Raw genomic sequence first — 23,364 nt, 5'->3', positions numbered from 1 at the left:
CGTCACATGCGAGGAAAGTCCCCTTCAGCTCATGCGACGAGACGAAAGTCCCCTTCAGCAGCGGGCCTCGTCGAGCCGCGCGCCGGGGTGGGGGAGGCGGGGCGGCGGGCCCTCGGGCCGGTATTCGAAGTGCCACCATTCGTTGTCGTAGACGCGGTAGAGGTGGTGCCGCCCGCCGTGCAGTTCCAGCCAGCGCGCGCCCTCGGTGGGGCGCACGTCCAGCGCGGTTCCCGCGACGTGCCGGGATTCGGCGGGCGGCAGCGTCCGCGACCGGGCCGCCGCGGGCGAACCGCTGCGGCGGACCTCGGCGGCGAACAGGCGCTCCTGCTCCCCGGCGTCGCGATACCCCGAGGTCAGCCCGATCGGCAGGCCGTCAAGCCACAGTGCCCGCGTGCGGGCCGCGGTGAACGCGGCGCGCGCCGCCGGGGTCAGCCCGGTGAGGTCCTCGGCGGGGAACCGGGCCGCGAGCGCCCACTGGCACGCGACGTGCCGGGCGCGCCGCGGCGCGGTCAGCCAGGCGAGCGGCAGCAGCAGGACGGCGAGCCAGCGGGTGAGCAGCCGGTACCCGGGGTCGCGACGCCGTCTGCTCACCGGAGGGGGTCGAGCGCGGCGGTGGTCGCCTGCGCGATGAGCTTGTCGTCGTACTTCGCGTCCTTCGCCTTCTTGTCGGAGAAGACCACGAGCACGATCGGCGCGCGCTGCGGCGGCCAGATCACGGCCATGTCGTTGCGGGTCCCGTAGTCGGCGCCGCCGGTCTTGTCGGCGACCTGCCAGCCGGCGGGCACGCCCGCCCGGATGAGCGCGTTCCCGGTGGTGTTGGCGCGCATCATGTCGGTGAGGACCTTGCGCTTGTCCTCGGGCAGCGCGCCGCCGAGGACGAACGCGCGCAGGCTGCCCGCGAAGGCGCGCGGGGTGCTGGTGTCCCGGATGTCGCCGGGCGTGGCCTCGTTGAGGTCCGGTTCGATCCGGTCGGCGTGGGTGGTGGTGTCCCCGGCACCGCGCAGTGCCGCGGCCATCCCCGCCGCGCCGCCGATTTCGCGGAACATCAGGTTGTCCGCGGTGTTGTCGCTGTAGCGCAGGGCGGCGTCCATGGCCGCGCGCAGCGAGATGGCCGCCGTCGGGGCGGTGCCGAGGTTCTGTTTCGTGATCGGCGAGTTGGGCACCAGGTCGTTCGTGCCGTAGGTGACCTTCCGCTCCAGTTCCCCGACCGGAATCTTCTGCAGCAGGGCGCCGGAGCTGAACACCTTGTGCGTGGAGGCGTACGCGAAGCGGTCGTCGGCGTGGTAGCCGACTTCGCGGCCCGTCGCGGTGTCGACCGCGTAGACGCCGAGTCGGGCGTCGAAGGTGCGTTCAAGCTGCTCGAACGCCGCCGTTTGCTGCGTCGAGGCCGCTTGCTGGGCCGACGGCGACGCGGGGGCGGCCGTGGTCTGGGGCGCGGAGCAGGCCACCAGGGGGATGAGGGTTAACGCGGTGAGGGCCACTCGCCGGACAGCGGAAATCGCCACGGGAATCCTTTCGTCATCGGGATGTCCGCAGTCTCCCCAGTCCGGCTCATGCTGTCCAAGACAGAAATGAGCGGTTTGATGCCGAAATCGCATAGAGTGAGGTGGTGGACCTCGTCGGCAGCTGCAAGGCGTTCGTGAGTGTGAGCGAAACCGGGAGTTTCACCGCCGGTGCCGCGGTCGCCGGCATTCCCCAGCCGGTCGCGAGCCGCCGCATCGCCGCGCTCGAACAACGGCTCGGCGAGCGGCTGTTCGACCGTTCCACGCGCCGGGCGCGGCTCACCCCGTTCGGCCGCGCGATGCTGCCGTCGGCCAAGCGTCTCGTGCACCTGGCCGACGCGATGGAGCACGACGCGAAGCTGGCCAAGCTCCAGCCGCTGCTGGTGGCCGTGCCGGAGACCTGTCCGACGCGCGACCTCGCCGAACTCGGCGCGGAGGCTCGCGCGCTGGAGATCTTCCTCGAATTTCGCCCGGCGCCACCGGGCGAACGCGCCGAGCTCGTCCGGAGTCACGAGGTGCGGGCCGCGATCACGGCGGTCCCGGCCGAGGACGCGGTGTGGGTCGTCCCGCTCGGCCTGGCCGGGGTCGGCAGGCCGCAGGCGGCCGCGGTCCATCTGGAAACGCTGCGTGCCGGGCGGTCCGGTTCGCCGCGGCGCCGGGTCTGGATCCAGCCCGAGGACGACGTCCCGCACGTCCGCGACCGGGTGCTGCGCGTCCGTGACGCGGTGGGCCTGAGGCCCGCGCAGGTGGCCGTCGCCGACTCGCTGACCTCGGCGGCCGCGAGCGTCCTCGGTTCGGCGGATCTGCTGCTGTGCTCGGCGGAGCAGGCTCGCGAACTCGGGCTACAGTGGCGGCCGATCGGGGAGATCCGGCTCGCGCGCGGCTTCGACGTCACGGCGGGTTTCGGCGAGGACGCCGACCACCTGCGCGTCCGGTTGCGGGAGGGGGTCGCGCGCTGTCTCGGCGCGCCGGGGAAGGAAGGGGACGGGTGATCGCGGAAGGCCTGATCCGGCAGCTGCGGGCCGAGCTGGACGACGGCGGGCTGCGCGGGTCTTTTCTCGTCCGCGACCTGCGGTCCGGGACCGAGCTGGGGATCGACCCGGATCTGCAGTTCCCGATCGCGTCACTGGTCAAGGTCCCGCTCGTGCTCGCGACGCTGGAGCGGATCCGCCGCGGTGAACTCGACGGCGCCACGCCGCTGGAGGTCGCGCCCGGCAAGAACACGACGCCGGGGCCGACCGGGCTGACCCGGTTCCGGCATCCCGCCCGCATCGCGATCGACGATCTGCTCTACCTGTCCGTCGCGATCAGCGACGGCACCGCGGCCGACGTGTTGTTCGAGCTGACTCCGCCCGCCGAGGTCATGCGGATGCTCGGCGAATGGGGCCTGTCGGGCATTTTCGTGCGGCATCTGGTCGGCGATCTCCTCGACACCCCCGCCGAACGCTTCGAACCCGCGGACGTCGACCTGGCCCACGCGCTGGCGATCGGAGCCGTGACGGCCGGGCAGGGGCACCGGATCGCCCAACTCGACGTCACCCGCGCGAACGCGGGCTCGGCGCGGTCGTTCGTCGATCTGGCGCAGGCGTTGTGGACGCCGTCCAAGATCGACCCGGACGTCGCCGAGCGCGTGCGCGAGCTGATGGGCCTCAACCTGCTGCGCCACCGCCTGACCCCGGACTTCGCCTCCGACGCCGCGCGGTGGTCGTCCAAGACCGGCACCCTGCTGAACCTGCGGCACGAGGTCGGCGTCGTCGAGCACGCCGACGGCCAGGTGTTCGCCGTCGCCGCGCTCACCGAATCCCGGGTGCCCGCCGGCGTCCAGCCCGAGGCCGAGGTGCTCATGGCCCGCGTCGCGCGGACGCTGCGCGATCACCTGCGCGGCGGCGCGGCCTGACCCGATGTCCATCCACAAAGGACAGACGGTGTCCGCCGGGTCGCGCGGAACCGGCCGCGTGACCCGTCTTCCGGCTCTCGCCGCGGTCGCCTGTGTCGTGGGATTCGTGACGGTCTATTTCGGATTCGTCTGGACCCATCGCGGGCAGGCGCTCGAATTCGCCGTGCTCCAGCGCGCGCCGATGTCGCCGGAGACGCCGTCCGTGGTGCGTGCCACGTTCTGGCTGGACCACGTCAACGAGTACTCCGTGGGCGCGGTGCTGCTTCTCGTCGTGCTCGTCGGTCTGCTGCGCCGTCGTCCGGCGCTCGCGGCCGCCGGCGCGGCGGTCATCGTGGTGACCGCGGCGCTCGATCGGATCCTGGTGCGCTGGGTGCTCGTCCGCCCGAACCTGGTCGACGATCCGGCCAATCCCGACAACAGTTTCCCCAGTGGTCACGTCGCGATGGCGACCTCGGCGCTGCTCGGCCTGCTCATCGTCGTGCCGCCCGCGTGGCGCGGGGTGACCGCGCTCGTGGGCGCGGTGCCGGTCCTCGGTGTCGCGGAGATGACGATGACGCTCAGCTGGCACCGGCTCAGCGACACCGCCGGCGGAAATCTGCTCGCCCTCGGCGTCGCGTGCTTCGGGGTGGCGGCGCTCGTCCGGCGCGGGGCCCGCGTGCTCACTTCCCGTGAGCGGCTGCTCGGCGGCCTGCTCGGGATCGTGCCGTTGCTCGGCTATGGCGTGTGGGCGGTGGCTCGCGTGGCAGGGGAGCCGCTCTTCCCGGTCGCGGGCGCCCTCGCGACGGCGTTCAGCACGCTGACCGTGGTGATCTTCCTCGCCGTGCTTTCCCGGGCGGAACCGGTGCCGGCCACTCGCGCCTGAGTCTTCCGGCGAGTCCTCACTGCCTCTTGGGGCAAGTACTTGACTGGGAGGAAAGTGAGCATCTACTTTCCTTAGGGGAAAGAGCTTCCAGTCAAGAAAGAATCAAGGGGACAGTGATGACCGAACGTCCGTCCGCCGAAGAGGCAGCGAACGCGTTACGTGAGATCGACCAGCGGAAAGAGCAGGCACTCGGCTCCCAGCGCGGGGCGCGCTGGGCCGACATCGTGTTCGGCGTGGTGATCTTCCTGTACCTGGCGTCGAACGACTTCCTGCCGAGCGCCACGGCGTGGAGCAACTGGGCGATGGCCGGGCTGCTCGTCAGCTACCTGGTGGCCAAACGCACCCGCCGGGGAGGGGTGCTGCTCGGGCTCGGTGCTCAGCCTGTCCGGCGTGCTGTCCCGCCGAAGTTCGCAACCGCCGCGCTGCTGGTGTTCGCCGTGCTGTGCGCGGCCTCGATCCTCGCCACCATGTTCCACCTGAAAGTGTTCGTTCCCTACCTGAGCACCGGCCTTGGCGCGGTGCTGGGGCTCACGCTGATCCTGTTCGGCCGGAAACTGAACAGCTTCTTGCCCGCGCTGGCCGCGCGCAGCCGTCACGGAGGCTCCGCCGATGGCCGCGCCTGAGCTGGACCCGCTCCTGCTGGACCCGACCCGCCTGTCCATCGTGGCCCTGCTGGGTGCCACCACATGGGCCGAGTTCGGCTGGGTGCGCGATTCGGTCGGCCTGTCGGACTCGGCTCTGTCCAAGCAGATCACGAACCTGGCCAAGGCGGAGTACGTCGAGATCGAGAAGGGCTACGTCGGCAAGCGCCCGCGTACCTGGCTGAATCTGAGCGACCTCGGGCACAAGGCGCTGCGGGCCCATGTCGCGGCGCTGCATCAGATTGTGGCGCAGTCGGAGGAGACGGGCAGCGCGCACCACGCGGAAGGACCGCACTGAGCGGTTCCCGCGTGGCCGCGCGGACCCCTTTAGACGCGCGGCTTCGCGGTGAAGTCGATGTCCGCGGTGGTGACCGTGCCCGCTGTCCGGCCGGGCGCCTCGTGGTACTGCCAGTACAGGTTGGTGTGGGCGATGACCTTGTCCGGCGGCGGGGCGCCGTAGGACGTCAGGTCCTCCGTCGTATGGGCATCGCTGACCAGCGTCGCGTCGTAGCCGCGGGTGATCGCCCCGTGCAGGGTCGAACGGACGCACTCGTCGGTCTGCGCGCCGGCCAGCACGAGCGCGCCGACGCCGCGGGCGGCGAGTACGGACTCCAGTTCGGTCTCCTCGAAGGAATCGCCGTATCTCTTCTGTACCACCGGCTCGGGCTCCCGCCGGACGAGTTCGGGCACGTACTGCCAGCTCTCGCTGTCCCGGACCAGGTTCTCGTTGTTGTGCTGGATCCAGACGACCTCGACCCCGGCCGCGCGCGCCTTCTCGACGAGGGTGCCGATGTTGGCCACGACGGTGTCCCGGTCGTACGCCCCCTTCATGACGCCGTTCTGCACGTCGATGACGAGCAGGGCCGTGTTCGGCCGGTCCGCGAGTGTGGTCATGCCGCTGCTTCCTCCCAGTGGGGAACCCGATCACGGCATGCTAGGCCGCACCACCGACATTTTCGCCGTCCAGGAAGGCCCGCGTGGTGAAGGCGATCCATTCGGGGTTGTCCCAGGTGTTCCAGCGAGCACGGGCGGCGCCGTCGATCGCCGCGACGACCTCGTCGTCAGTGGTTCCCCCGGCGCGAAGGCGGCCGACCTCGTCACGGATGTGTGCGAGGTAGTCACGGGTTTCGGTGATCACGCTCGTGTCGGTGACTTCGCCGTGGCCGGGGACGACGACGGCCGGCTCGAGGGCGAGCATCCGGTCGAGTACCGCGAGCCACGCGCCGGGGTCGGCGTCGGTGTCGTGCGGGGGAAACCAGGGCGCGAGCGGGAACATGCGGGTCTCGGCGAGGTCCCCGGCGAACAGGACGCGATCGTCGACGGACACCACCTGGTCGCCCGCGCTGTGTGCCGGGCCCCAGCTATGCAGCGCCACGACGTGCCCGCCGAGGTCGATCTCCATCCGGTCGCCGTCGTAGACGAGGTCCGGCTCGGTCAGTTCGACGTGCTCGAGTTCGGCGGCGATGGCGGGCCCGAAGCCGCTGAACATGCCGAGGTAGCCCGCGCCCTTGCGGCGTAGTTCGTCGCGCTGGGCACGGTTGGCGACGATCGTCGCGGCGCCCTTGAACGCCTGCGCGCCGAAGCCGTGTTCGGGGTGGAAATGCGTCGTCGTCAGGTAGAGCGGCTTGTCGCCGGCGAGCCGCCGGGCCTGTTCGAGCACGTACTTTCCGTTGCGCGGGCCCAAACCGGTGTCGACGACCAGCGCGGCGCGGGTGCCGGCGACGATGCCGACGTTGGGGACGAGCGGCACCCGGTTGTCGGGAATCACGAAGACGCCGTCGGCGACCTCGACCGGCTCGCCGCGCACGATCGGCTCCGGCGCGAGGTGTACTTCCGGCAGTTCGGTGCTCATGTCATGGTCCTATCTGATCGGTGTTCAGATTACTTCCCCAACGTAGCACCAATCTGAACACTGCTAAGATCATGGCATGGCCGGACGGAGTTATCACCACGGTGACCTGCGCACCGCGTTGCTCGACGCGGCGGAATCCCTGGTGCGGGAACGTGGCGCCGAGGGCTGGTCCCTGCGCGAGGTCTCGGCCGGGATCGGGGTCAGTCCCAGCGCCGCCTACCACCACTTCGAGTCCCGCGACGCGCTGGTCCGCACGTTGTCCTGGCGTGTGCTCGCCGGGCTGGGGGAGCACCTGAGCCGTGTCGCGGGGCGTGCGCGCGGGCAGCGTGCGGATCCGCAGGCGCGCTTGATCGCCGTCGGCCGTGGCTATGTCCGCTGGACGTTGCGGGATCCGTCCGTCGCGAGCCTCGTCTTCGGGGCGCACCGCGGCGAGCCCGAGACCCCGGTTTCCCCGCATCCGCACGACGTGCTCGCCGAGGAACTGGACAGGCTCGTCGAAGCCGGCGGCCTGCCCGCGTCCTCGCGCCCCGGCGCGGAGTTCGTCCTGTGGTCGGCCATGCACGGTCTGGCCGCGCTGCTCGGCGACGGGCTGATGTGCCTCGACAGCCCACGCGACGTCGATGGCCAGACCGAACGGCTCATCCGGGCCGTCCTCACCGGCCTGGCGGCGGAGCCTGCCCGATCCGCGGACCGGCCACGGGCCCGGTCCGCGCACACCGAACGTCTCGCGAAGCGGAAGTCCTAGCGGCCGCTGGAGCGGAACCTGTCGAGCACCCGGCGCTCCCGCTTCGTCGGCCGTCCGGCGCCCCGTTCGCGGCGGGCGACGGGCACGGACGCCTCCGGCGGCGGAGCCGGTGTCCGGTCGATGAAGCACGTGGCGGCGTCGGCCGCCCCGACCCGTTTCTGGATGACCCTGGTCACCTCGACGATCCGGGTGGTGCCGTTCAGATGGGCGCGTATCTCGTCGCCGGGTGACACCGTCGTCGCGGGCTTGGCCGGCCGGTCGTTGACGCGCACGTGCCCGGCCCGGCACGCGGCGGCGGCGTCGGGCCGGGTCTTGACCAGCCGCACCGCCCACAGCCAGCGGTCTACGCGAGTGGACTCCACAACACGTCATCATGACCCATCGGCGCGGACCACCGGGCCCCCGGCCCGGCTTACCGCCGAATCCGGCGCGCTCGCCGGTTGTCCAGACCCATTGGTCTGGACCTATCGGGCAAACCCGGCTTCGCCGCCGGTACTTTAGTCGGCCGTTAATTCGGGGAATAGCGCGGGAATCGACTTTCGAAGGTACCGGGGGATCACTCGATCGAGTGACGCTAGGGGTGTCCTGATTCCACTCTGCAGCGGCTCTCCGCCGCGGAATCGAGTGATCGATGAAACTGGTTCGTTTCTCCATGACCCTTGCCGGCGCGACGCTCGCCCTCGCCGGAATGGCCCCGGCGGCTTCGGCCACCGAACCCTCCGGCGCCCAGCCCGCCATCATCGGCGGGCAGTACGCGAGCAACGCGCCGTGGGCGGCCCGGATGTTCGTCGACGGGCGGCAGGCCTGCTCGGCCACGATCATCGCGCCGACGTGGATTCTCACCGCCCGCCACTGTGCGGAGGCGGGCAATTCCTACTCCTTCCGGGTCGGGAGCCTCGACCAGACCACCGGCGGCACCGTCGTCAACGGCGTCGACGCGGTCATCAATCCCGAGGGCGCCGATCTGGCCCTCGTGCAGCTCGACCAAAGCGTCCAGGCCACCTATTCGCCGCTGGGCACCGAAAACGACGTCAACGTCGGGCAGACCGTGCAGGTCTACGGCTGGGGCGCGACCAGCCGCTGTGGCTCGGAAATCAACTGCCAGTCGCGTTTGCTGAAGTACGCCAACGTGTACGTCGACTCGGTCAACTCGTCCGACGCCTTCGGGGGAGTCGCGGTTCAGGCGACCTACGGCGACGGCATCACCGCGGGCGGCGACTCGGGCGGCCCGATGATGGGCAACGGGCGCCAGGTCGGCGTCGCCTCGACGAGTGACCGGCAGAGCGTCACCAACTACACCAACATCACGCAGTACCGCTCCTGGATCCAGGAGGTCGCGGGCGTCTGACCCGGACTCGCCTCGCGTGTCGTCCGGTTCCTGACGCCGGGACCGGACGACACCGCCGGCTTGACCTTCACATCGGTGGTAAGCCCTAGCCTGCCGGTATGAGTTCTCACGTCGTGCAACGCAATGGCCGTGCGGCCACCGCGGCCGAACTGGCGCCGCTGGCCTTCGCGGGTTACGCCCATTTCACCGCCATGCAGGTGCGCGGGGGTGGTGTCCGTGGTCTGGACCTTCATCTGGAGCGGCTCCGGGTCGCCTCGGTGGAGATGTTCGGCCACGCCCTGCCGGACGAGCACGTGCGGTCCTGCCTGCGCAAGGCGATCGAAGCGGGTCCGGAGGATCTTTCGCTGACCGCGGTGGTGTATTCGCCGTCGGGCGAGTTCGTCCACAGTGGACCCGAGGCGGAGCTCGACATCCTGGTCCGCACCCGGGAGCCCGCGTCCGGTCCGGACGGGCCGCTGGCGCTCGCGGCGGTGGAGCACGAACGGACGCTGCCCGCGGTGAAGCACGTCGGCGAGGTGGCCAAGACGTATTTCCTCCGGAAGGCGATCGAGGACGGTTTCGACGACGCCGCTTTCCTCGACCGCCGGGGACGCCTCAGCGAGGCCACGATCTGGAACCTCGCCTTCTGGGACGGCACCGCCGTGGTGTGGCCGGAAGCCGCGGTGCTGGGCGGGATCACGATGGGCATCCTCCGGCGGCAACTGGAGCGGCTCGGCGTTCCCCAGCGCGTCCGGGAAGTCACCCTCGCCGATCTGCCGTCGCTTTCCGGCGCCGTGGTCATGAATTCGTGGACTCCGGGAGTCGCGGTCCACCGGCTCGGCTCGGTGTCCCTGCCGGAGGCGCCGGCCTTTCTGGAAACGCTTCACCGGGCCTACCGGGAGGAACCCTTCGCCGCGTTCTGAGAGCGCCTGAATCCGGTGACCTTCCGGAGATCGCTACGCTGGGGGTCCGTGGTGTCGGGCGGCGGTAGGGAGCGGATTCGTGAGTGCCGATGGGCAGCATGCGCCGGAAGCGCCGGGCGCGGTCGACTTGGACCGGCCCAGCACGGCCCGGATCTACGACTGGTATCTGGGCGGTAAGAGCAATTACGCGGTCGACCGCGACTTCGGGGAACGGGCGGACAAGCAGTTCCCGCTGATCAAACCGCTGGCGATGTCGAACCGGCAGTGGCTCGGCCGGGTGGTGCGGGCCGCGCTGGACGCGGGGATCACCCAGTTCCTCGACCTGGGATCCGGGGTGCCGACCGTCGGGAACGTGCACGAGATCGTGCGGCGGCACGCGCCGGAACTGGACGAGGCGCGCGTGGTGTACGTCGACTACGAGCCGGTCGCGGTCGCGCATTCGGAGCACATCCTCGACCAGCAGGAGGCCACCGGCTGGGCGGGGATCGTCCGGGCGGATCTGCGCGAACCGGAGGAGATCTTCGAGCACGAAACCACGGAACGGCTGCTGGACCCCGAGAAGCCGTTGTGTGTGCTGATGGTGTCGGTGCTGCACTTCGTCGGCGGCGCCGACAACGTCCCCGGCATCATCCGCCGGTATCGCGAGCATCTGGTCCCCGGCAGCTGGCTGGCGATCAGCCACATCACCACCGACGACGCCCCGGCGGAGGGCGCGGCGCAGATCAGCGCGCTGGCGGAGGCCTACCGCAACACCCAGAACCCGGCCTGGCTGCGCGGCAAGGCCGAGTTCACGTCCTGGTACGACGGGTTCGACCTGGTGGATCCGGGCATCGTGCACTTGACCGACTGGCGCCCGGAAACCCCGGAGGTGCTGTTCCCGATCCTGCAGCGCGACGCGGTCCGTCCGTTCTACTGGGCGGCGGTCGGCGAAGTTCCGCGCGCCTGAGCGGCGAGCCTTCCCCTCGCTCGTGAGGGAATCTTCGCCAACCGGGCCGGTTCGGTGGTCACGCGGTGATCGATCCGGAACGCTGGACGGATGTCCGAGAATCTGACACACCGTCTGGCCGAGCACGTCCGTGAGCATGGCTGGAACGAGCGGACGGCCTTTCTCGCCGAAGACGGCGCGTGGACGTTCGCCGAGGTGTTCGCGGGTGCGGCGCGGGTGGCCGGCGGGTACCGCTCGGCGGGGCTGCGTCCTGGTGACCGGGTCCTGCTCGCGCTGCCCGACAGCATCGAGCTGGTGTGGTGCCTGCTCGGCGCCTGGCAGGCCGGTGTCGTCGCCGTACCGGTGAATGTCCAGATGAGCCAAGAGGATCTGACCCGCGACGTCGCGACGGCGGAACCCGCGCTGGCTGTCGCCGACCCGGAGACCGCGGGATGGCTCGACACCGCGGGCCTGGTGCCGGTCACCCGGGCCGGAACGCTGGCCGCGGGCGAACCGGACACGCGGTTCGCCGACGGCGGCGACGCTCCCGCGCTGGCGGTCTTCACCTCCGGCACCACGGGCGCGCCGAAGCTGTGTTTCTACCTCCACCGCAACTTCGATGGCTGGCGCGGCCCGCTCGCCGAGGCGGCGCCCGGGACCGTCGGGTTTTCGGTGTCCCGGATGTACTTCCTGGGCGGGCTGGGCTTTTCGCTGTTCACCACCTTCGAAACCGGGCAGGCCGTGGTGCTTTCGCGGCCGCGCGCGACCCCGGCGGCGGCGATCGACCTCATGCGCCGCCACGAGGTCACGGCCCTGTTCGCGCAGCCGAGTTTCCTGGCGCGGCTGCTGCTCGAGCCCGGCCACGCCGAGGTGCTCGGCAGGCTCCGGCAGGTGATGTGCGCCGGGGAGGTGCTCTCGGCGCGGCTGCGCGAGAAGCTGGTGCCGATCTTCGGGGGCCGGCTGCTGAATCTCTACGGCGCCACCGAGATCGGCGGGATCGCCGCCGGCAGGCCCGCCGAGTACGACGCGCCGTCGGCGGTCGGGCCCGCCTTCGAAGGACGGCCGATCCGCATCGTCGACGCCGACGGGAACGACGTGCCCGCGGGCACGCAAGGGGAGTTGCACATCCGCGTCCCCTTCGCCACGCGCGGTGTCGCCAGGGGCGGCCTCGGTCCCGACCAGCTGATCGACACCTGGTGGCCGACCGGGGACCTGGCGATGATCGACGAGGACGGGATCGTCCACGCCCACGGCAGGCTCGACGACGTCGAGGTGATCGGCGGGCAGAACGTGGTTCCCGGTGAGGTCGAAAGGCTTCTCGAAAGCCATCCGCGCGTCCTCGAAGCGGCGGTCAGCGCCGCACGGCGGGCGGCGGGCGACACCAGCCTCCGCGCGTACGTGGTGGCCACTCCCGGAAATGGCACCGAGCCGGATGACGCGCTGGGTGCCGAGCTGATCGACCTCGTCCGTTCCCGCTTGTCCTGGTACAAGGTGCCGCACGACGTCGTCTGGCTGGATGCCTTGCCGCGCAACGGAAACGGCAAGATCCTGCGCAGGCAGCTCCGCGCGTCGGGCGACCAGTTCGTCTAGGCCAGGGACCCTTCGAGGACCGCGTCCGCTCCCAGCTTGCCGCCCCGGCGGAATTCCTCGGCGAAGACGGAGTCGCCGAGCGCGGTGCTCGTCAGGTCGGTGATCCGGTCGACGTCGCCGCGTTCGGCGGCGGGCAGCGGGGCGCCCACCCCGGCCCGCGCCGCCGCGGCGGCGCCGAGCAGCCGGGCGGCCCGCCGATGCGCGCCGCTCAGCGCGTGCGCCCCGGCCAATCCCTCCAAGGCCAGCGCGATCGCGCGCGGGTCACCGAACCGGTGCGCCACGGCGAAGCCTTCGCGATGCAGCCTCAGCGCTTCCTCCGGATCGCCGCGCAGTTCGGCGATGAAACCGAGTTCGGCGAGGATCAGCGTGTTGCCGGGCTCGAAGTCGACCTGGCGGTTCCAGGCGAGCAGGGTGCGCAGATGCTGTTCGGCGACGTCGAATTCGCCTTCCCGGCGGGCACCGAGCGCCAGCCCGGTCAGCGCGTACATCTCGCCGGGCCGGAAGCCGTGCTCGACGCCGACCTGCTTCGCGCGTTCGTGAAAGTCCTTTGCCTGCGCGTAGTTCTTCCGCAGTAGCGCGGCCCGGCCCAGCCAGGACAGCTGGTAGGACACCTCCGGCCAGAGCTCCAGCTCCTCGGCCATCCGCAGGCCCTCGGCGTACCGCGCGGTGGAGCGGGCGTAGTCACCGGCGATCGTTTCCAGGATGCCCTGGGCGAACGAGGCTTGCAGCTGCCCCCACCGGTCGCCGAGTTCACCGAAGAGGTCCGCGCTGCGATCGGCGTTGCGGCGCGCTTCGGCGACGTCGCCCTTCGCCAGCGCTTGGCTGGCCAGATCGCTGCAGGCGGCGGCGATGCCCCAGTCGTCGCCGGTCGCCTCGAACTCGGTGAGCGCGGTCTCGGTCAGCCGCTCGGCCCCGGACAGATCGGCCACAGTGGACAGTACATAGCCGAGGAACCACCTGGCCCGCGTACTCGGTGCCGTGTCGTCGGCGGGCTGCTCGGCCTTTTCTCCCGCCAGGATCCCGATCCCGGTCAGCATCGCCCGCGCGTCCGCTCGCGTGGCCGGGTCGCCGCCGGACAGGGCGAGCGCGGTACGCAGCGAGCGGGTCGCCTCGGCGAGCCTGCCGCGCAGGAACCAGTACCAGCTCAGGGCGTTCGCCATGCGCAGGGCCCGGTCCGGCTCGCCCCACACGACCAGATTCTCCAGTGCGGCACGGAGATTCGCGGTGTCCGCGTCGAGCCGGCGCAGCCAGCGTCGTTGCTCGCGGCCGCGGAGACCACTGTCGGAGCGCTCGGCGAGCCCCAGGTAGTAATCGGCGTGCCGACGCCGCACCGCGTCGAACTCCCCGGCGTCGCGCAGGCGTTCCCGGCAGTACTCCGCCACCGATTCCAGCAGCCGGTACCGCGGCTCGGTGGTGCCCGCCGGCGTCACCAGGGAGCGGTCGACCAGCTTGGCGAGCAGGCCGAGAACGTGCTCGGGACCCGCGTCCTCACTCGCGCAGATGGCCTCCGCCGCGTCCAGGGCGCAGTCCTCGGGATGCACGGCGAGTCTGCGCAGGACAAGGCGTTCTGGCTCGGTCAGCAGCTCCCAGCTCCAGTCGATCATCGCGCGCAGGGTCTGCTGCCGGGCGGGCGCCCCGCGGCGCGTGGTGTCCAGTACCCGGAAGCGGTCGTCCAGCCTGCGCAGCAGTTCGGCGACGCCGAGCGCGCGGACGCGGGTCGCGGCGAGTTCGAGCGCCAGCGGCAATCCGTCCAGCTTCCGGCAGATCGCGGCGATCGCGTCGGCGTTGTCACTGTCCACAGTGAACTCTCCGGCCGCGTCGGCGGCACGCGCGGCGAACAGCCGCATCGCGCTGTCGGAGTCCAGCGGCGGGACGGCGAACTGCGTTTCCCCTGCCAGCCCGAGCGGTTCCCGGCTGGTGGCGAGGATCCGCAGTCCCGGCGCCGCTCGGAGCAGCCGCGCGACGACCGCCGCGACCGGTTCGATCACCTGCTCGCAGTTGTCCAGGACGAGCAGGATCTCCTTGCCCCGCAAGGAATCCGCGAGACGGGCCGCCGGATCGGACGGGTGCGCCGGGGTCTGCTCGTCGCGGACGCCGAGCGCGGCGGCGATCGCCTCCACCACCCACTCCTCCGGTGGGCAGGCGGTCAGTTCGCAGGATTGCCGCTCCAGCCCGGCGAGTTCGACCAGCCGGGCTCCGGAACCGAAGCCCGTCGCGAGCTGATGCGCGGTCTCCAGCGCCAGCCGGGTCTTGCCGACGCCGCCCGGCCCGGTCAGCGTCACCAGCCGGGACTCGCCGACCAGCGCGCGCACGGCCCGCACCGCGGCCGTCCGGCCCACCAGCTCGGTCAGCGGCACCGGGAGGGGGGACGACGGCCGGGCGTCGAGCGCCGGATCGTGGGTCAGGATCGAGCGGTGCAGCGCGGTCAATTCCGGGCCGGGGTCGAGGCCCAGCTCCTCGGCCAGACGATGACGTACCTCGTCGTAGGAGGCCAGTGCCTCGCTCTGCCGGCCGGACGCGTAGAGCGCGCGAATCTGCAGTGCGCGTAGCCGTTCCCGCAGGGGGTGCTGCTCGACCAGGTCGGTGAGCTCGCCGATGAGGGCGGCGTGCTCGCCGAGCGCCAGCCGTGCCTCGGCGAGGTTCTCCCGCGCGACCAGCCGGTCCTCCTCGAGCCGCTGGATCACCGGCCGCGCGAACGGTTCGTCCGCGAATTCGGCGAGCGCGGGACCCCGCCACAGTGCCAGCGCGTCGGTCAGCAGCGCGGCCTTGGCCCGGGGATCCTCGACGCCGCCCGCCTGCTCGGTCAGTGCCCGGAATCGTGCGGTGTCCAGCGCGTCCGGCTCGATCCGCAGCAGGTAGCCGGGCGCCTGGTGCACGACGAGCCCGCCGCCGTGCCCCGGCTCGGCGCGTTCCAGCGCGCGGCGCAGCTGGGAGACCTTCGTCTGCAGGGTGTTCGCCGGGTTACCGGGCGGCCGCTCGCCCCACAGATCGTCGACCAGCCTGTCCGCGGAGACCGGCCGTCCCTCGTGGATCAGCAGGTCCGCCAGCAGGGTGCGGACCTTCGCTTCGGGCACCCGGACCGGCCGGCCGTCCCCGGTGAACACGGCCAGCGGCCCCAGGATCCCGAATCGCACGAACCCACCGTAACCGGCGTCGTGCGCGGACCCGCAGCGAACCGTGCGCGCGTGCGGGCAGCGTGATCGGCAGACCGACGAACTGGAGGAGAACATGTCCGAGGAAAGGACACCGGTGACCGTGCTCGGGCTCGGCGCCATGGGCAGCGCGCTGGCCGGTGCGCTGCTGACCGCGGGACACCCGGTGACGGTGTGGAACCGCTCGGCGGGCAAGGCCGCGCCCCTGGTGGAGCGCGGGGCCGTGGCGGCGGAGACCGCCTCGGCAGCGATCGCGGCGAACGAACTGGTGATCGTCTGCCTGCTGGAAGACCGCTCGGTGCGCGACGTGCTCGGCGCCGGTGCGGACGCGCTGGCGGGCAAGGTGGTGGTCAACCTCACCAACGGCACGCCGCGGCAGGCGCGCGAGCTGGACGAATGGGTGTCCGCGCGCGGGGCGTCGTTCCTCGACGGCGGCATCATGGCGATCCCGCCGATGATCGGCCAGGCGGGCGCGTTCGTGTTCTACAGCGGGCACCGGCCGTCGTTCGACGCGCACCGCGCGGTGTTCGACGTCTTCGGCGAAAGCCGTTACGTCGGCGACGATCCGGGATTCGCCGCGTTGCACGATCTCGCCCTGCTGTCCGGGATGTACGGCCAGATGGCGGGGGTCCTGCAGGCGTTCGCGCTGATCCGCAGCGCGGGGATCGCGGCGGGCGAGTTCGCGCCGTTGCTGCAGGGCTGGCTGACCGCGATGGGCGGTTACGTGGAGCGGGCCGCCGCGCAGATCGACAGCGGTGACTACGGACAGGACGTCGTGTCGAACCTGGCCATGCAGGAGGCGGCCTTCGGCAACTTCCCGGCGGTGGCCCAGGACCAGGGTGTCAGCTTCGAACTGCTCGCGCCGCTGCAGCCGCTGCTGAAGCGCCGGGTCGAGGACGGGCACGGCGCCGAGGACGTCACCGGTGTGATCGAACTTCTCAAGAAATAGCGAGGGAACTTATGAACGACAAGGGTTTGACGATGATCGGGCTCGGCCCGATGGGTCAGGCGATGGTGCGGTCCTACCTGGCCGCGGGGCGTCCGGTGACGGTGTGGAACCGGACCGCGAGCCGGGCGGACGAGCTGGTGGCCGAGGGCGCGACCCGCGCGGGCACGGTCGCGGAGGCGCTGGCCGCGCACGAGGTGGTCCTGCTCAGCCTGACCGACTACCAGGCCATGTACGACCTCCTCGCGCCCGAGGGCGAGGCTCTGCGCGGGCGGGTGGTGGTCAACCTCAGCTCGGACACGCCGGAGCGGACCCGGGTGGCCGCGGAGTGGCTGGCCGCGCGCGGCGCCGAGCTGATCGCCGGCGGCGTCATGGTGCCCGCGCCCGTGGTGGGCACCGAGCATTCCTTCGTGTTCTACAGCGGGTCCCGGCCGACGTTCGACCGGATCGAGCCGTTGCTCGCGGTCATCGGACGGCCGGACTACCGGGGTGCCGACCCCGGCCTGGCGCAGCTGTACTACCAGGCGCTGCTGGACCTGTTCCTCACCACGCTGTCCGGGTTCCTGCACGCCGGCGCGTTGCTCGGCACGGCGGGGGTGAGCGCGGAGACGCTGGTTCCCTACGCGCAGGAGAATCTCGCGCTGGCGTCCTCGTTGCTCGCCGAGTCCGCGGAGTACATCGATTCCGGCAAGCATCCCGGCGACAAGGCGAACGTGCTGATGATGGGTGCGACCGCGGAGCACGTCCACACCGCGAGCCGGGACGCCGGGATCGACTCGGCGCTGCCCGCCGCGGTCAAGGCGCTCTACGACCGCGCGATCGCCGCCGGGCACGCCCGCGACAGCTGGACCAGCCTGATCGAGGTCATCCGGGGCAAGGCGAGCTGACCGTCCGTGAAGGCCTCCTTCACGGCGCTCAACGCTGTGAAGGAGGCCTTCACAGACCGTCGGGGCTTTCGGCGGGGAAGAAGATCGCGCTCACCAGGCGCGGGCGGCGGCCCGGCGCGGGGGAGTTCTCCCAGCGGGACCGGAACAGCGCGACGAGTTCCTCGACCATTTCGGCGTGCTCCTCGTCGGTGAGCCACACGATGCCCTGCCGGTAGCCGACGAGATCGGCGGGCGGGTCGGCGTCCTCCCGGTCGAGGTAGTTGCCGAACTCGGCGAGCAGCGCGGCCATCGCCCCGGTGAACGCGCGGCGATGGTCCTCCAGCGTCATGGTCTTGGCGAGGTCCAGGTCGATCTTCGCGTTCTCGCGCCGGAGCCGGTAGTAGCGCTCGACGGCGCCGTGCACCCGCTGCTCGTCGACGACCTCCAGGATTCCGGCCTTGGCCAGCAGGCCGACGTGCCGGTACACGCTGGTCTTGGGCACGTCCGGCAGGCGGGCGCACAGCTGGGTGGTGGTGCGGACGCGGTCACCGGACATCGCCTGCACGATGCGGTTGCGGACGGGGTGCAGCAGCAGGTCGAGCGTGTTCACGGCCAGACGTTCCCATATCTGCTACCGTTATCAAAATTGGGAATGCGGAGAGCAGGGGGTTGGACGATGACCAAACTGAGTGAGCGGGCGGTACGGCCGCTGCGGACACTGGATCCGGACGGGCCGCTGGACGATCTCGCCTGGCTGGACGACGTGGTCGGCGACGCCAGGGTGGTGGCGATCGGGGAGGGATCCCACTACCTCACCGAAAACCTGATGCTGCGCCACCGGCTGACGCGGTATCTGGTCGAGCGGCACGGCTTCAGCGCGTACGCGATGGAGACCGGTTTCACCGAAAGCTGGCTGGTCCACGACTGGATCCGCACCGGCGAGGGAGACCTGAGCCAGGTCATGGCGGAAGGCCTGACCTCGCTGATGGGCCTGTGGCCGCAGCTGCGCGCGCATCTGGAGTGGATGCGGGGCCACGATCGGCCGCTCGGCTTCTACGGCACCGACCTCGGCGGCTCGGTCGTGTCCCTGCTGCCGAGTCTCGACGCGGTGACCGCCTACCTCGCCAAGGCCGATCCCGGGTTCACCCCGGACCCGAAGATACGCGAAACCGCCGATGCCTTCGCGATCCCTTCCGCGTTCTCCATCCCCGAAGGCATTGCGGCGTATGGAAAACTCGCGCAGGAGAGCCGGGACGCGCTGACCGCGGGTCTCGCCGAACTGCTGGCGCACGTCACCGGCAGGCGGCTCGACTACATCCGCGCGACCACCGTCGAGGACTACGAGCGCGCGCTCCGCTCGCTGCGCGAGGCGGTCACGATCGATCTGGTGGTGCGTCAGCTGATCCGGGGTGAGCGGCACGGGGTGCTCACCGTTCGCGACACCACGGTCGCGGAGACGGTCGAGTGGCTGCTCGGCCGGGAGGAGCGGATCGTGCTCGGCGAGCACAACGGCCACATCCAGCGTGCCTCCGGGGTGTTGCCCGGTTCTCCGCCGGGCACGCCGCCCGCGACGCCGGTGGGGCTGCGGCTGGCCGACCGGCTGGGCGAGGACTACGTGGTCATCGGCGTCACGCTGGGGTCGGGTCAGACGCTCACCGAGCGTCCGGAGTTCTACCAGGGCGAGATCTTCATGGACCTCGAGCCGCCCGAGCCGGACAGCCTGGACGGTCTCCTGGCGGCGAGTCACGACAGCCCGTTCGGCGTCGACCTGCGGCGGCTGTCCCCGGAGGACTCGGCGAAGGTGCGCGCGGCACCCCGGCAGCGGCTCATGGGAACCCACTACCTCGACGTGGACGCGCTGGCCGCCTACGACGTCCTCGTGCATCTGCCACACGTCCGCGGTGCCGATCCCGACCCGGACGTCGTCGCCCGCTCGCACCCCGACGTGCGGAAGCGATTCCCCACTCGCTGACCGTGCGACCTGGGCTTATGGCACCGCGCCCGCCGAAGTGGAACCATCGGGGGAGACCACGATGATGACTGAGGTGAGAACGAGTGCCGGAGAGACGGCGTCCGCTGTTCGGGCGAATCGATCCGTACTGCTGGTGTGCCGCGCTGCCCCTGGTGCTGGTGGCGGTCCTGCTCGCGGTGTCCGGCGGGCTGGGCTTCGGGCTCATCTTCCTGGTGCTCGCCGGGCTGATCGTCCTGTTCGACTCGTGGGTGAACCGGCCCGACCCGGACGAGCGCCGTCCCCGCCCGGCCGCCGGGCCCGCCCGTGCGCCGCAGGGCGCCCCGCCCCGTCAGCCGCGTCCGCCTGCCGGGCGCGGCCCCGTCGCCCGGCCCGGCCCCGCTCCCGGCGCGGGCGGGCCGGTGCGGCGCCCTCGCTGAGCGCGGGGAATCGGCGAGCGCCAGGGAACCCCTGAGCGACTCTTCCGCCGCCGCGCGGGCTTGTGGCCCGCGGATTCGCCGTACAGGTCGTACAGGTCGTACAGCGTCGTGCAATGTCGTACAAGGAGGTACGCAGGGGTGCGCAGGGTCATGGCAGTGTTCGGCACGGTGATCGCGTTCGCGGCCACGCTCGGGGCCACCCCGGCGACGGCGCAGCAGGGTGCCGAGGCGGACGTGGGCGGCTACGCGGACGTGCTCGATCAGCGCGGCACCCCGGATCGCGCGGAACCGCCGAAGTCCAACCCGATCTCCGTGTTCTCCGACGCCGGGGCCTGGCACGCCTACGCGCTGCCCGCCGCCGGGGACACCGCGCACTACGGCGGGTTCACCGGGCCGCTCTACCTCGCCCAGGAAGGGCCCTGGTACCTGAGCCAGGCCTTCACCCGGATCTCGCTGGCCGAGGACGAAACCGGGCGCGCGATCCCGCTCTCGGCCGACCCCGCGCCGGAGATGCACGCCTACCCGGGCCGTCTGGTGCAGACCTATCGGCTGCCCGGTCTCGAAGTCGAACTCGGCCTGCGGTTCGTCTCCGATCGCAGTGCTCTCGTGCAGGCGCGGGTTCGCAATCTCTCGCCGCGTCCGCGGGCCATCCGCGTCTCGTGGAACGGCGAATTGCTCCGCCACGGCACCGAACCGGTGCGTTCGGCGCCGCGGCTGCGCGGGGATCGCGACGGCGTCCGGGTGGAATTCGCCAAGGTGCGGGAGCCGGGGAAGTTCGTCACCGACGGCACCGAGGAGTTCCGGGTCGTCCACCCGGAACCGGTGTCCACCGTTGTGACAGGGGACGGCTACCGGACCACCCGGCGTGACGCGCTTCGTCTCGCTCCCGGCGCGGCGAGCGAGCTGGCTTGGGGCGAGAGCTACACGTTCACCGCGGCTGAGCGCGATCGCGAGGCGAGGACGCTCTGGCCGGCAACGTGGGCTCCGCGTCTGGCGGCGGAGCGGGTCGACCAACGCTGGCGCGAATATCTGCGTCGCGGGCTCGCCGGAGTCGCGCCGGGGGAGCGGCGCACCGCGGTCAAGGCGATCGAGACGCTGACCACCAACTGGCGGGGTGCCGCGGGTGATCTGCACCATGCCGGGATCACGCCGTCGGTGACCAACAGCGACTTCGCCGCGGGCTACTGGCCTTGGGACAGCTTCAAAGAGGCCGTCGGCGCCGCCCGGTTCTCGCCCGGACTCGCCGAGTCCGTGCTGCGCTCGGTGTACGACCACCAGATCACCGCCGCCACCCCGGGTCGCGGACAGGACGCGGGGATGCTGCCGGACGTCGTGATGTACAAAATGGACAGTCCGGGGGTGAACCTGCGCAACACCAAGCCGCCGCTCGGCGCGTGGGCGGTGTGGCAGACCTTCCGGCAGGGCCACGATCTCGCGTTCCTGCGCGAGCTGTACCCGAAACTCCTCGCCCAGCACGACTGGTGGTTCCGCAACCGGGACCACGATCGCGACGGCCTCGCCGAATACGGCGCCACCGTCGATCCGCTCAACCGCGACGACGCGACGCGGCTGGAGGCGGCGGCCTGGGAGAGCGGGATGGACGACGCGCCTCGGTTCGACAAGGGCACCACCCTGCACGTGCTGACCAATCAGGACGCGCAGGGGCGGGTCACCGGCTACTCGCTCAACCAGGAATCGGTCGACCTCAACGCCTATCTCGTGGCGGACAAGCACTATCTCGCCGAGATCGCCCGCGCGCTCGGCGACCACTCGCGGGCCCGCGAGCTGACCCGGCAGGCCGACGCGCTCGCCGCACGCGTCCGCGAACTCATGTACGACCGCGGAAACGGCTTCTTCTACGACGTCGACATCGACACGCACCGGCCGCTCGTCGAGCGGGGAAAGGGAACCGAAGCGCTCATCCCGTTGTGGGCGGGCGTCGCGGCCCCCGGCCAGGCCGCACGGGTGCGGCAGAGCCTGATCGACCCGGACCAGTTCGCCACCACCGTGCCTTTCCCGACCGTGGCGCGGAACTCGGCCAAGTTCGACCCCAACGGCTATTGGCGCGGCACCACCTGGGTGGACCAGGCGTACTTCGGGATCAAGGCGCTCGAAACCTACGGCTACGGCGGCGACGCGCGCCGGGCGCGGGACAAGCTGATGACCAACGCGGCCGGGCTCAGCGGAAACGCGCCCATCAGGGAGAACTACAACTCGGTGACCGGGGAGGGCCGCAACGCCACCAACTTCAGCTGGTCGGCCGCGCTGGTGCTGACCCTGCTCGCCGACCCGCCCGCCGGCTGAGCACGGCCGTGCTCGCCCGGCGGTTCAGCTGCCCTGCGGGTGCTGTTCGTGGTCCGGTTCGGCACCCCGCAGGACAGCCTGCAGGGTGCTCTGGAGCGTTTCGCCGGGTTCGAGGCCGAGAGTCTCGATCAGTTCGCGGCGGATGCGCTGATACGACGCGAGCGCGTCCGCGCGCCGGCCGGAGCGCAGCTGGGCGATGATGAGCTGGCGGTGCATCGACTCCCGCAGCGGATGCCGCCGGCAGAGCGTTTCCAGTTCGTCGGCCACCAGCGCGTGCCTGCCGAGCCGGAGATCGGCCTCGATCCGGCGTTCCAGCACGGCGAGCCGGGTGTTGTCGAGCCCGTCCGCGTAGGTGCGCAGCAGGCCGATGCCCGCGATGTCGGCGAGTGCCGGGCCGCGCCAGATGCGCAGCGCCGTGCCCAGCAACGTCGACGCCTGGTCGGGGCGCCCGTCCAGCATGGCCCGGTCGCCCTGCTCGGCAAGTCCGTGAAACCGGTACAGGTCGATCCGCTCCGGATCGGCGCACAGCCGGTAGCCGTTCGGCCAGGTTTCGATCAGCGGCTGCGGGTGCCGGTCGCAGCCCGGCGCGAGTGCCTTGCGCAGCGCGGCGATGTACACGTGAAGGGCCGGGATCGCTTTCGTGGGCGAGTGACCGCCCCAAAGGACCTCGACCAGCAGATCCACCGGAATGAATTGGTTCGCGTGCAGCAACAAAATGGCGAGTACGGCGCGTTTCTTCGGCGCGCTGGGTGTGCACCGGGTGTTGCCTCTCATCACCTCCATGAGGCCGAGCACGCGAAACTCCAGCGGAAATTCGTCAACGTCGTGTGCGGCCACTGTGTCCCCCTTTGACGGCCCGCACCGCGTCCGCGTGGTGTCGTATCGCGGCGGACACGGGCGTCACGATCGTAACGTCGGAATACCATGGCCGGGTGTTACCAGTTCTTTTCGTGACGCACTGTCCATGAACGACTTCGCTTTGCCGGGTTATCCGCATTCCTGCCTTAATCGCGCCTTTGGCGGGAATTAGTTGCCGTGTCCTAGCGTCGTCGCCGTTCTGGTTGTTCGAGCCGGCGAATGTCGCGTCGCACGCATTTCCCGATCGTGTGCGGGCGGCGCCGGCGGCACGGGGAGGAGGTGGCGAAGGATGAAACGGATGAGCACATTGTCCCGGGCGGCGGCGACGCCGGGGACCAAGCCGATGGTGAAGACGATCGGCTGTGTCTTCTGCTGGAGCCGGCACTATCGGCCGTTCGTGCGGGCGTGCGGCAAGCCGAACCCGATTCTGGTGGCCGCGTAAGGGCCCGCCGTGGCGGCGGCCGGGACGTGCCCGGCGAGCCGCGGTGAATGACCGTGTCGGTGTCCTGTCCGGGGGGGGGGGCCCACCCCCCCCGCCCCCCACATAGGGGAGGGGGGGGCGAGGCGTTTTTTGAGCAACGGCGGC

24 protein-coding genes are annotated in these 23,364 nt (G+C 71.0%); 16 read left to right on the top strand and 8 right to left on the bottom strand.

Annotated features, from left to right (window positions below; translation table 11 throughout):
• Positions 1-54 precede the first annotated feature (54 nt).
• Together ACFWX1_RS22550 and bla are read right to left on the bottom strand one after the other, a co-directional pair.
• Positions 55-591 (bottom strand): D-alanyl-D-alanine carboxypeptidase family protein, encoded by a 537-nt coding sequence (locus ACFWX1_RS22550; RefSeq protein WP_378390251.1) that lies wholly within the window; start codon positions 589-591, stop codon positions 55-57.
• Positions 588-1,505: a class A beta-lactamase gene (bla, locus tag ACFWX1_RS22545; RefSeq protein ID WP_378390249.1), complete on the bottom strand. Its 918-nt coding sequence runs from the start codon at positions 1,503-1,505 to the stop codon at positions 588-590. Before bla ends, ACFWX1_RS22550 begins: the two co-directional genes overlap by 4 nt.
• A 104-nt stretch (positions 1,506-1,609) precedes the next feature.
• Between bla and ACFWX1_RS22540 the strand changes: the two genes are divergently transcribed.
• The 5 genes from ACFWX1_RS22540 to ACFWX1_RS22520 all read left to right on the top strand — a co-directional run bounded on the left by ACFWX1_RS22540 (position 1,610) and on the right by ACFWX1_RS22520 (position 5,200).
• Complete coding sequence (locus ACFWX1_RS22540) at positions 1,610-2,494, top strand: LysR family transcriptional regulator (protein WP_378390247.1); 885 nt, start codon at positions 1,610-1,612, stop codon at positions 2,492-2,494.
• Complete coding sequence (locus tag ACFWX1_RS22535) at positions 2,491-3,399, top strand: serine hydrolase (protein WP_378390245.1); 909 nt, start codon at positions 2,491-2,493, stop codon at positions 3,397-3,399. The genes ACFWX1_RS22540 and ACFWX1_RS22535 overlap by 4 nt, the downstream gene beginning before the upstream one ends.
• Positions 3,400-3,457: 58 nt before the next feature.
• On the top strand, positions 3,458-4,261 hold the full coding sequence (locus ACFWX1_RS22530) for a phosphatase PAP2 family protein (protein ID WP_378390243.1): 804 nt from the start codon (positions 3,458-3,460) through the stop codon (positions 4,259-4,261).
• A 116-nt stretch (positions 4,262-4,377) separates the two neighbouring features.
• Complete coding sequence (locus ACFWX1_RS22525) at positions 4,378-4,884, top strand: hypothetical protein (protein WP_378390241.1); 507 nt, start codon at positions 4,378-4,380, stop codon at positions 4,882-4,884.
• Positions 4,871-5,200, top strand: coding sequence for a transcriptional regulator (locus ACFWX1_RS22520; protein ID WP_378390239.1), 330 nt, complete (start codon positions 4,871-4,873; stop codon positions 5,198-5,200). The genes ACFWX1_RS22525 and ACFWX1_RS22520 overlap by 14 nt, the downstream gene beginning before the upstream one ends.
• Before the next feature lie 29 nt (positions 5,201-5,229).
• Here the strand turns inward: ACFWX1_RS22520 and ACFWX1_RS22515 are convergent, their stop codons facing one another.
• Both ACFWX1_RS22515 and ACFWX1_RS22510 read right to left on the bottom strand, forming a co-directional pair.
• The gene (locus ACFWX1_RS22515; protein ID WP_378390237.1) at positions 5,230-5,796 is read right to left on the bottom strand and encodes a cysteine hydrolase family protein; all 567 of its coding nucleotides are present in this window, start codon (positions 5,794-5,796) and stop codon (positions 5,230-5,232) included.
• Between the two features lie 40 nt (positions 5,797-5,836).
• A complete protein-coding gene (locus ACFWX1_RS22510) occupies positions 5,837-6,754 on the bottom strand; it encodes an MBL fold metallo-hydrolase (protein WP_378390235.1) in 918 nt (305 codons plus the stop codon).
• A gap of 76 nt (positions 6,755-6,830) precedes the next feature.
• Between ACFWX1_RS22510 and ACFWX1_RS22505 the strand changes: the two genes are divergently transcribed.
• The gene (locus ACFWX1_RS22505; RefSeq protein WP_378390233.1) at positions 6,831-7,499 is read left to right on the top strand and encodes a TetR/AcrR family transcriptional regulator; all 669 of its coding nucleotides are present in this window, start codon (positions 6,831-6,833) and stop codon (positions 7,497-7,499) included.
• Here ACFWX1_RS22505 and ACFWX1_RS22500 read toward each other — a convergent pair.
• Positions 7,496-7,861 carry an RNA-binding S4 domain-containing protein gene (locus ACFWX1_RS22500; RefSeq protein WP_378390231.1) on the bottom strand — a complete coding sequence of 122 codons (366 nt, stop codon included), beginning with the start codon at positions 7,859-7,861 and terminating at the stop codon, positions 7,496-7,498. The two genes, ACFWX1_RS22505 and ACFWX1_RS22500, sit on opposite strands and share 4 nt — an antisense overlap.
• Before the next feature lie 269 nt (positions 7,862-8,130).
• Between ACFWX1_RS22500 and ACFWX1_RS22495 the strand changes: the two genes are divergently transcribed.
• The 4 genes from ACFWX1_RS22495 to ACFWX1_RS22480 all read left to right on the top strand — a co-directional run bounded on the left by ACFWX1_RS22495 (position 8,131) and on the right by ACFWX1_RS22480 (position 12,264).
• Entirely contained in the window at positions 8,131-8,847 is a 717-nt protein-coding gene (locus ACFWX1_RS22495; RefSeq protein WP_378390230.1) for a S1 family peptidase, read from the top strand.
• A gap of 98 nt (positions 8,848-8,945) precedes the next feature.
• Positions 8,946-9,749, top strand: coding sequence for an aminotransferase class IV family protein (locus tag ACFWX1_RS22490; RefSeq protein WP_378390228.1), 804 nt, complete (start codon positions 8,946-8,948; stop codon positions 9,747-9,749).
• Between the two features lie 79 nt (positions 9,750-9,828).
• Complete coding sequence (locus ACFWX1_RS22485; protein WP_378390226.1) at positions 9,829-10,695, top strand: SAM-dependent methyltransferase; 867 nt, start codon at positions 9,829-9,831, stop codon at positions 10,693-10,695.
• Positions 10,696-10,785: 90 nt separating this feature from the next.
• Positions 10,786-12,264: a class I adenylate-forming enzyme family protein gene (locus tag ACFWX1_RS22480; RefSeq protein WP_378390224.1), complete on the top strand. Its 1,479-nt coding sequence runs from the start codon at positions 10,786-10,788 to the stop codon at positions 12,262-12,264.
• Here the strand turns inward: ACFWX1_RS22480 and ACFWX1_RS22475 are convergent.
• Positions 12,261-15,398, bottom strand: a complete 3,138-nt coding sequence (locus ACFWX1_RS22475; protein ID WP_378390222.1) for a BTAD domain-containing putative transcriptional regulator — start codon at positions 15,396-15,398, stop codon at positions 12,261-12,263. The two genes, ACFWX1_RS22480 and ACFWX1_RS22475, sit on opposite strands and share 4 nt — an antisense overlap.
• 94 nt (positions 15,399-15,492) lie before the next feature.
• Here ACFWX1_RS22475 and ACFWX1_RS22470 point away from each other — a divergent pair, with 94 nt between their 5' ends.
• Complete coding sequence (locus ACFWX1_RS22470) at positions 15,493-16,365, top strand: NAD(P)-dependent oxidoreductase (RefSeq protein WP_378390220.1); 873 nt, start codon at positions 15,493-15,495, stop codon at positions 16,363-16,365.
• Positions 16,366-16,376: 11 nt separating this feature from the next.
• Entirely contained in the window at positions 16,377-17,249 is an 873-nt protein-coding gene (locus tag ACFWX1_RS22465) for an NAD(P)-dependent oxidoreductase (RefSeq protein ID WP_378390218.1), read from the top strand.
• 49 nt (positions 17,250-17,298) lie between these two features.
• On the opposite strand, the gene ACFWX1_RS22460 is transcribed toward ACFWX1_RS22465, so the two are convergent.
• Positions 17,299-17,838 (bottom strand): helix-turn-helix domain-containing protein, encoded by a 540-nt coding sequence (locus ACFWX1_RS22460; RefSeq protein ID WP_378390216.1) that lies wholly within the window; start codon positions 17,836-17,838, stop codon positions 17,299-17,301.
• Between the two features lie 66 nt (positions 17,839-17,904).
• Here ACFWX1_RS22460 and ACFWX1_RS22455 point away from each other — a divergent pair, with 66 nt between their 5' ends.
• The 3 genes from ACFWX1_RS22455 (at position 17,905) to ACFWX1_RS22445 (ending at position 21,920) form a co-directional block, all read left to right on the top strand.
• On the top strand, positions 17,905-19,200 hold the full coding sequence (locus tag ACFWX1_RS22455; protein ID WP_378390214.1) for an erythromycin esterase family protein: 1,296 nt from the start codon (positions 17,905-17,907) through the stop codon (positions 19,198-19,200).
• Between the two features lie 83 nt (positions 19,201-19,283).
• Positions 19,284-19,616, top strand: coding sequence for a hypothetical protein (locus ACFWX1_RS22450; RefSeq protein WP_378390213.1), 333 nt, complete (start codon positions 19,284-19,286; stop codon positions 19,614-19,616).
• 150 nt (positions 19,617-19,766) lie between these two features.
• Positions 19,767-21,920, top strand: a complete 2,154-nt coding sequence (locus ACFWX1_RS22445; RefSeq protein WP_378390212.1) for a trehalase family glycosidase — start codon at positions 19,767-19,769, stop codon at positions 21,918-21,920.
• A 24-nt stretch (positions 21,921-21,944) separates the two neighbouring features.
• Here ACFWX1_RS22445 and ACFWX1_RS22440 read toward each other — a convergent pair whose 3' ends face one another.
• On the bottom strand, positions 21,945-22,694 hold the full coding sequence (locus tag ACFWX1_RS22440; RefSeq protein WP_378390210.1) for a BTAD domain-containing putative transcriptional regulator: 750 nt from the start codon (positions 22,692-22,694) through the stop codon (positions 21,945-21,947).
• Between the two features lie 382 nt (positions 22,695-23,076).
• On the opposite strand from ACFWX1_RS22440, the gene ACFWX1_RS22435 reads away from it, so the two are divergent.
• Complete coding sequence (locus ACFWX1_RS22435; protein WP_378390208.1) at positions 23,077-23,220, top strand: hypothetical protein; 144 nt, start codon at positions 23,077-23,079, stop codon at positions 23,218-23,220.
• Positions 23,221-23,364: the final 144 nt, after the last annotated feature.

This window comes from Amycolatopsis sp. NPDC059021, from assembly GCF_042739895.1.
Lineage (GTDB): Bacteria > Actinomycetota > Actinomycetes > Mycobacteriales > Pseudonocardiaceae > Amycolatopsis.
The sequence above is the reverse complement of the archived record's forward strand: the minus strand, read 5'-3'. Positions and strand labels throughout refer to the sequence as shown.

What these genes read in the sequence shown, in the direction of transcription:
- ACFWX1_RS22525 (WP_378390241.1), top strand. Translation starts at nt 4,378, where the DNA reads ATGACCGAACGTCCGTCCGCCGAAGAGGCAGCGAACGCGTTACGTGAG.
- ACFWX1_RS22520 (WP_378390239.1), top strand. Translation starts at nt 4,871, where the DNA reads ATGGCCGCGCCTGAGCTGGACCCGCTCCTGCTGGACCCGACCCGCCTG.
- ACFWX1_RS22515 (WP_378390237.1), bottom strand. Translation starts at nt 5,796, where the DNA reads ATGACCACACTCGCGGACCGGCCGAACACGGCCCTGCTCGTCATCGAC.
- ACFWX1_RS22510 (WP_378390235.1), bottom strand. Translation starts at nt 6,754, where the DNA reads ATGAGCACCGAACTGCCGGAAGTACACCTCGCGCCGGAGCCGATCGTG.
- ACFWX1_RS22505 (WP_378390233.1), top strand. Translation starts at nt 6,831, where the DNA reads ATGGCCGGACGGAGTTATCACCACGGTGACCTGCGCACCGCGTTGCTC.
- ACFWX1_RS22495 (WP_378390230.1), top strand. Translation starts at nt 8,131, where the DNA reads ATGAAACTGGTTCGTTTCTCCATGACCCTTGCCGGCGCGACGCTCGCC.
- ACFWX1_RS22490 (WP_378390228.1), top strand. Translation starts at nt 8,946, where the DNA reads ATGAGTTCTCACGTCGTGCAACGCAATGGCCGTGCGGCCACCGCGGCC.
- ACFWX1_RS22480 (WP_378390224.1), top strand. Translation starts at nt 10,786, where the DNA reads ATGTCCGAGAATCTGACACACCGTCTGGCCGAGCACGTCCGTGAGCAT.
- ACFWX1_RS22470 (WP_378390220.1), top strand. Translation starts at nt 15,493, where the DNA reads ATGTCCGAGGAAAGGACACCGGTGACCGTGCTCGGGCTCGGCGCCATG.
- ACFWX1_RS22465 (WP_378390218.1), top strand. Translation starts at nt 16,377, where the DNA reads ATGAACGACAAGGGTTTGACGATGATCGGGCTCGGCCCGATGGGTCAG.
- ACFWX1_RS22455 (WP_378390214.1), top strand. Translation starts at nt 17,905, where the DNA reads ATGACCAAACTGAGTGAGCGGGCGGTACGGCCGCTGCGGACACTGGAT.
- ACFWX1_RS22445 (WP_378390212.1), top strand. Translation starts at nt 19,767, where the DNA reads ATGGCAGTGTTCGGCACGGTGATCGCGTTCGCGGCCACGCTCGGGGCC.
- ACFWX1_RS22440 (WP_378390210.1), bottom strand. Translation starts at nt 22,694, where the DNA reads ATGAGAGGCAACACCCGGTGCACACCCAGCGCGCCGAAGAAACGCGCC.
- ACFWX1_RS22435 (WP_378390208.1), top strand. Translation starts at nt 23,077, where the DNA reads ATGAGCACATTGTCCCGGGCGGCGGCGACGCCGGGGACCAAGCCGATG.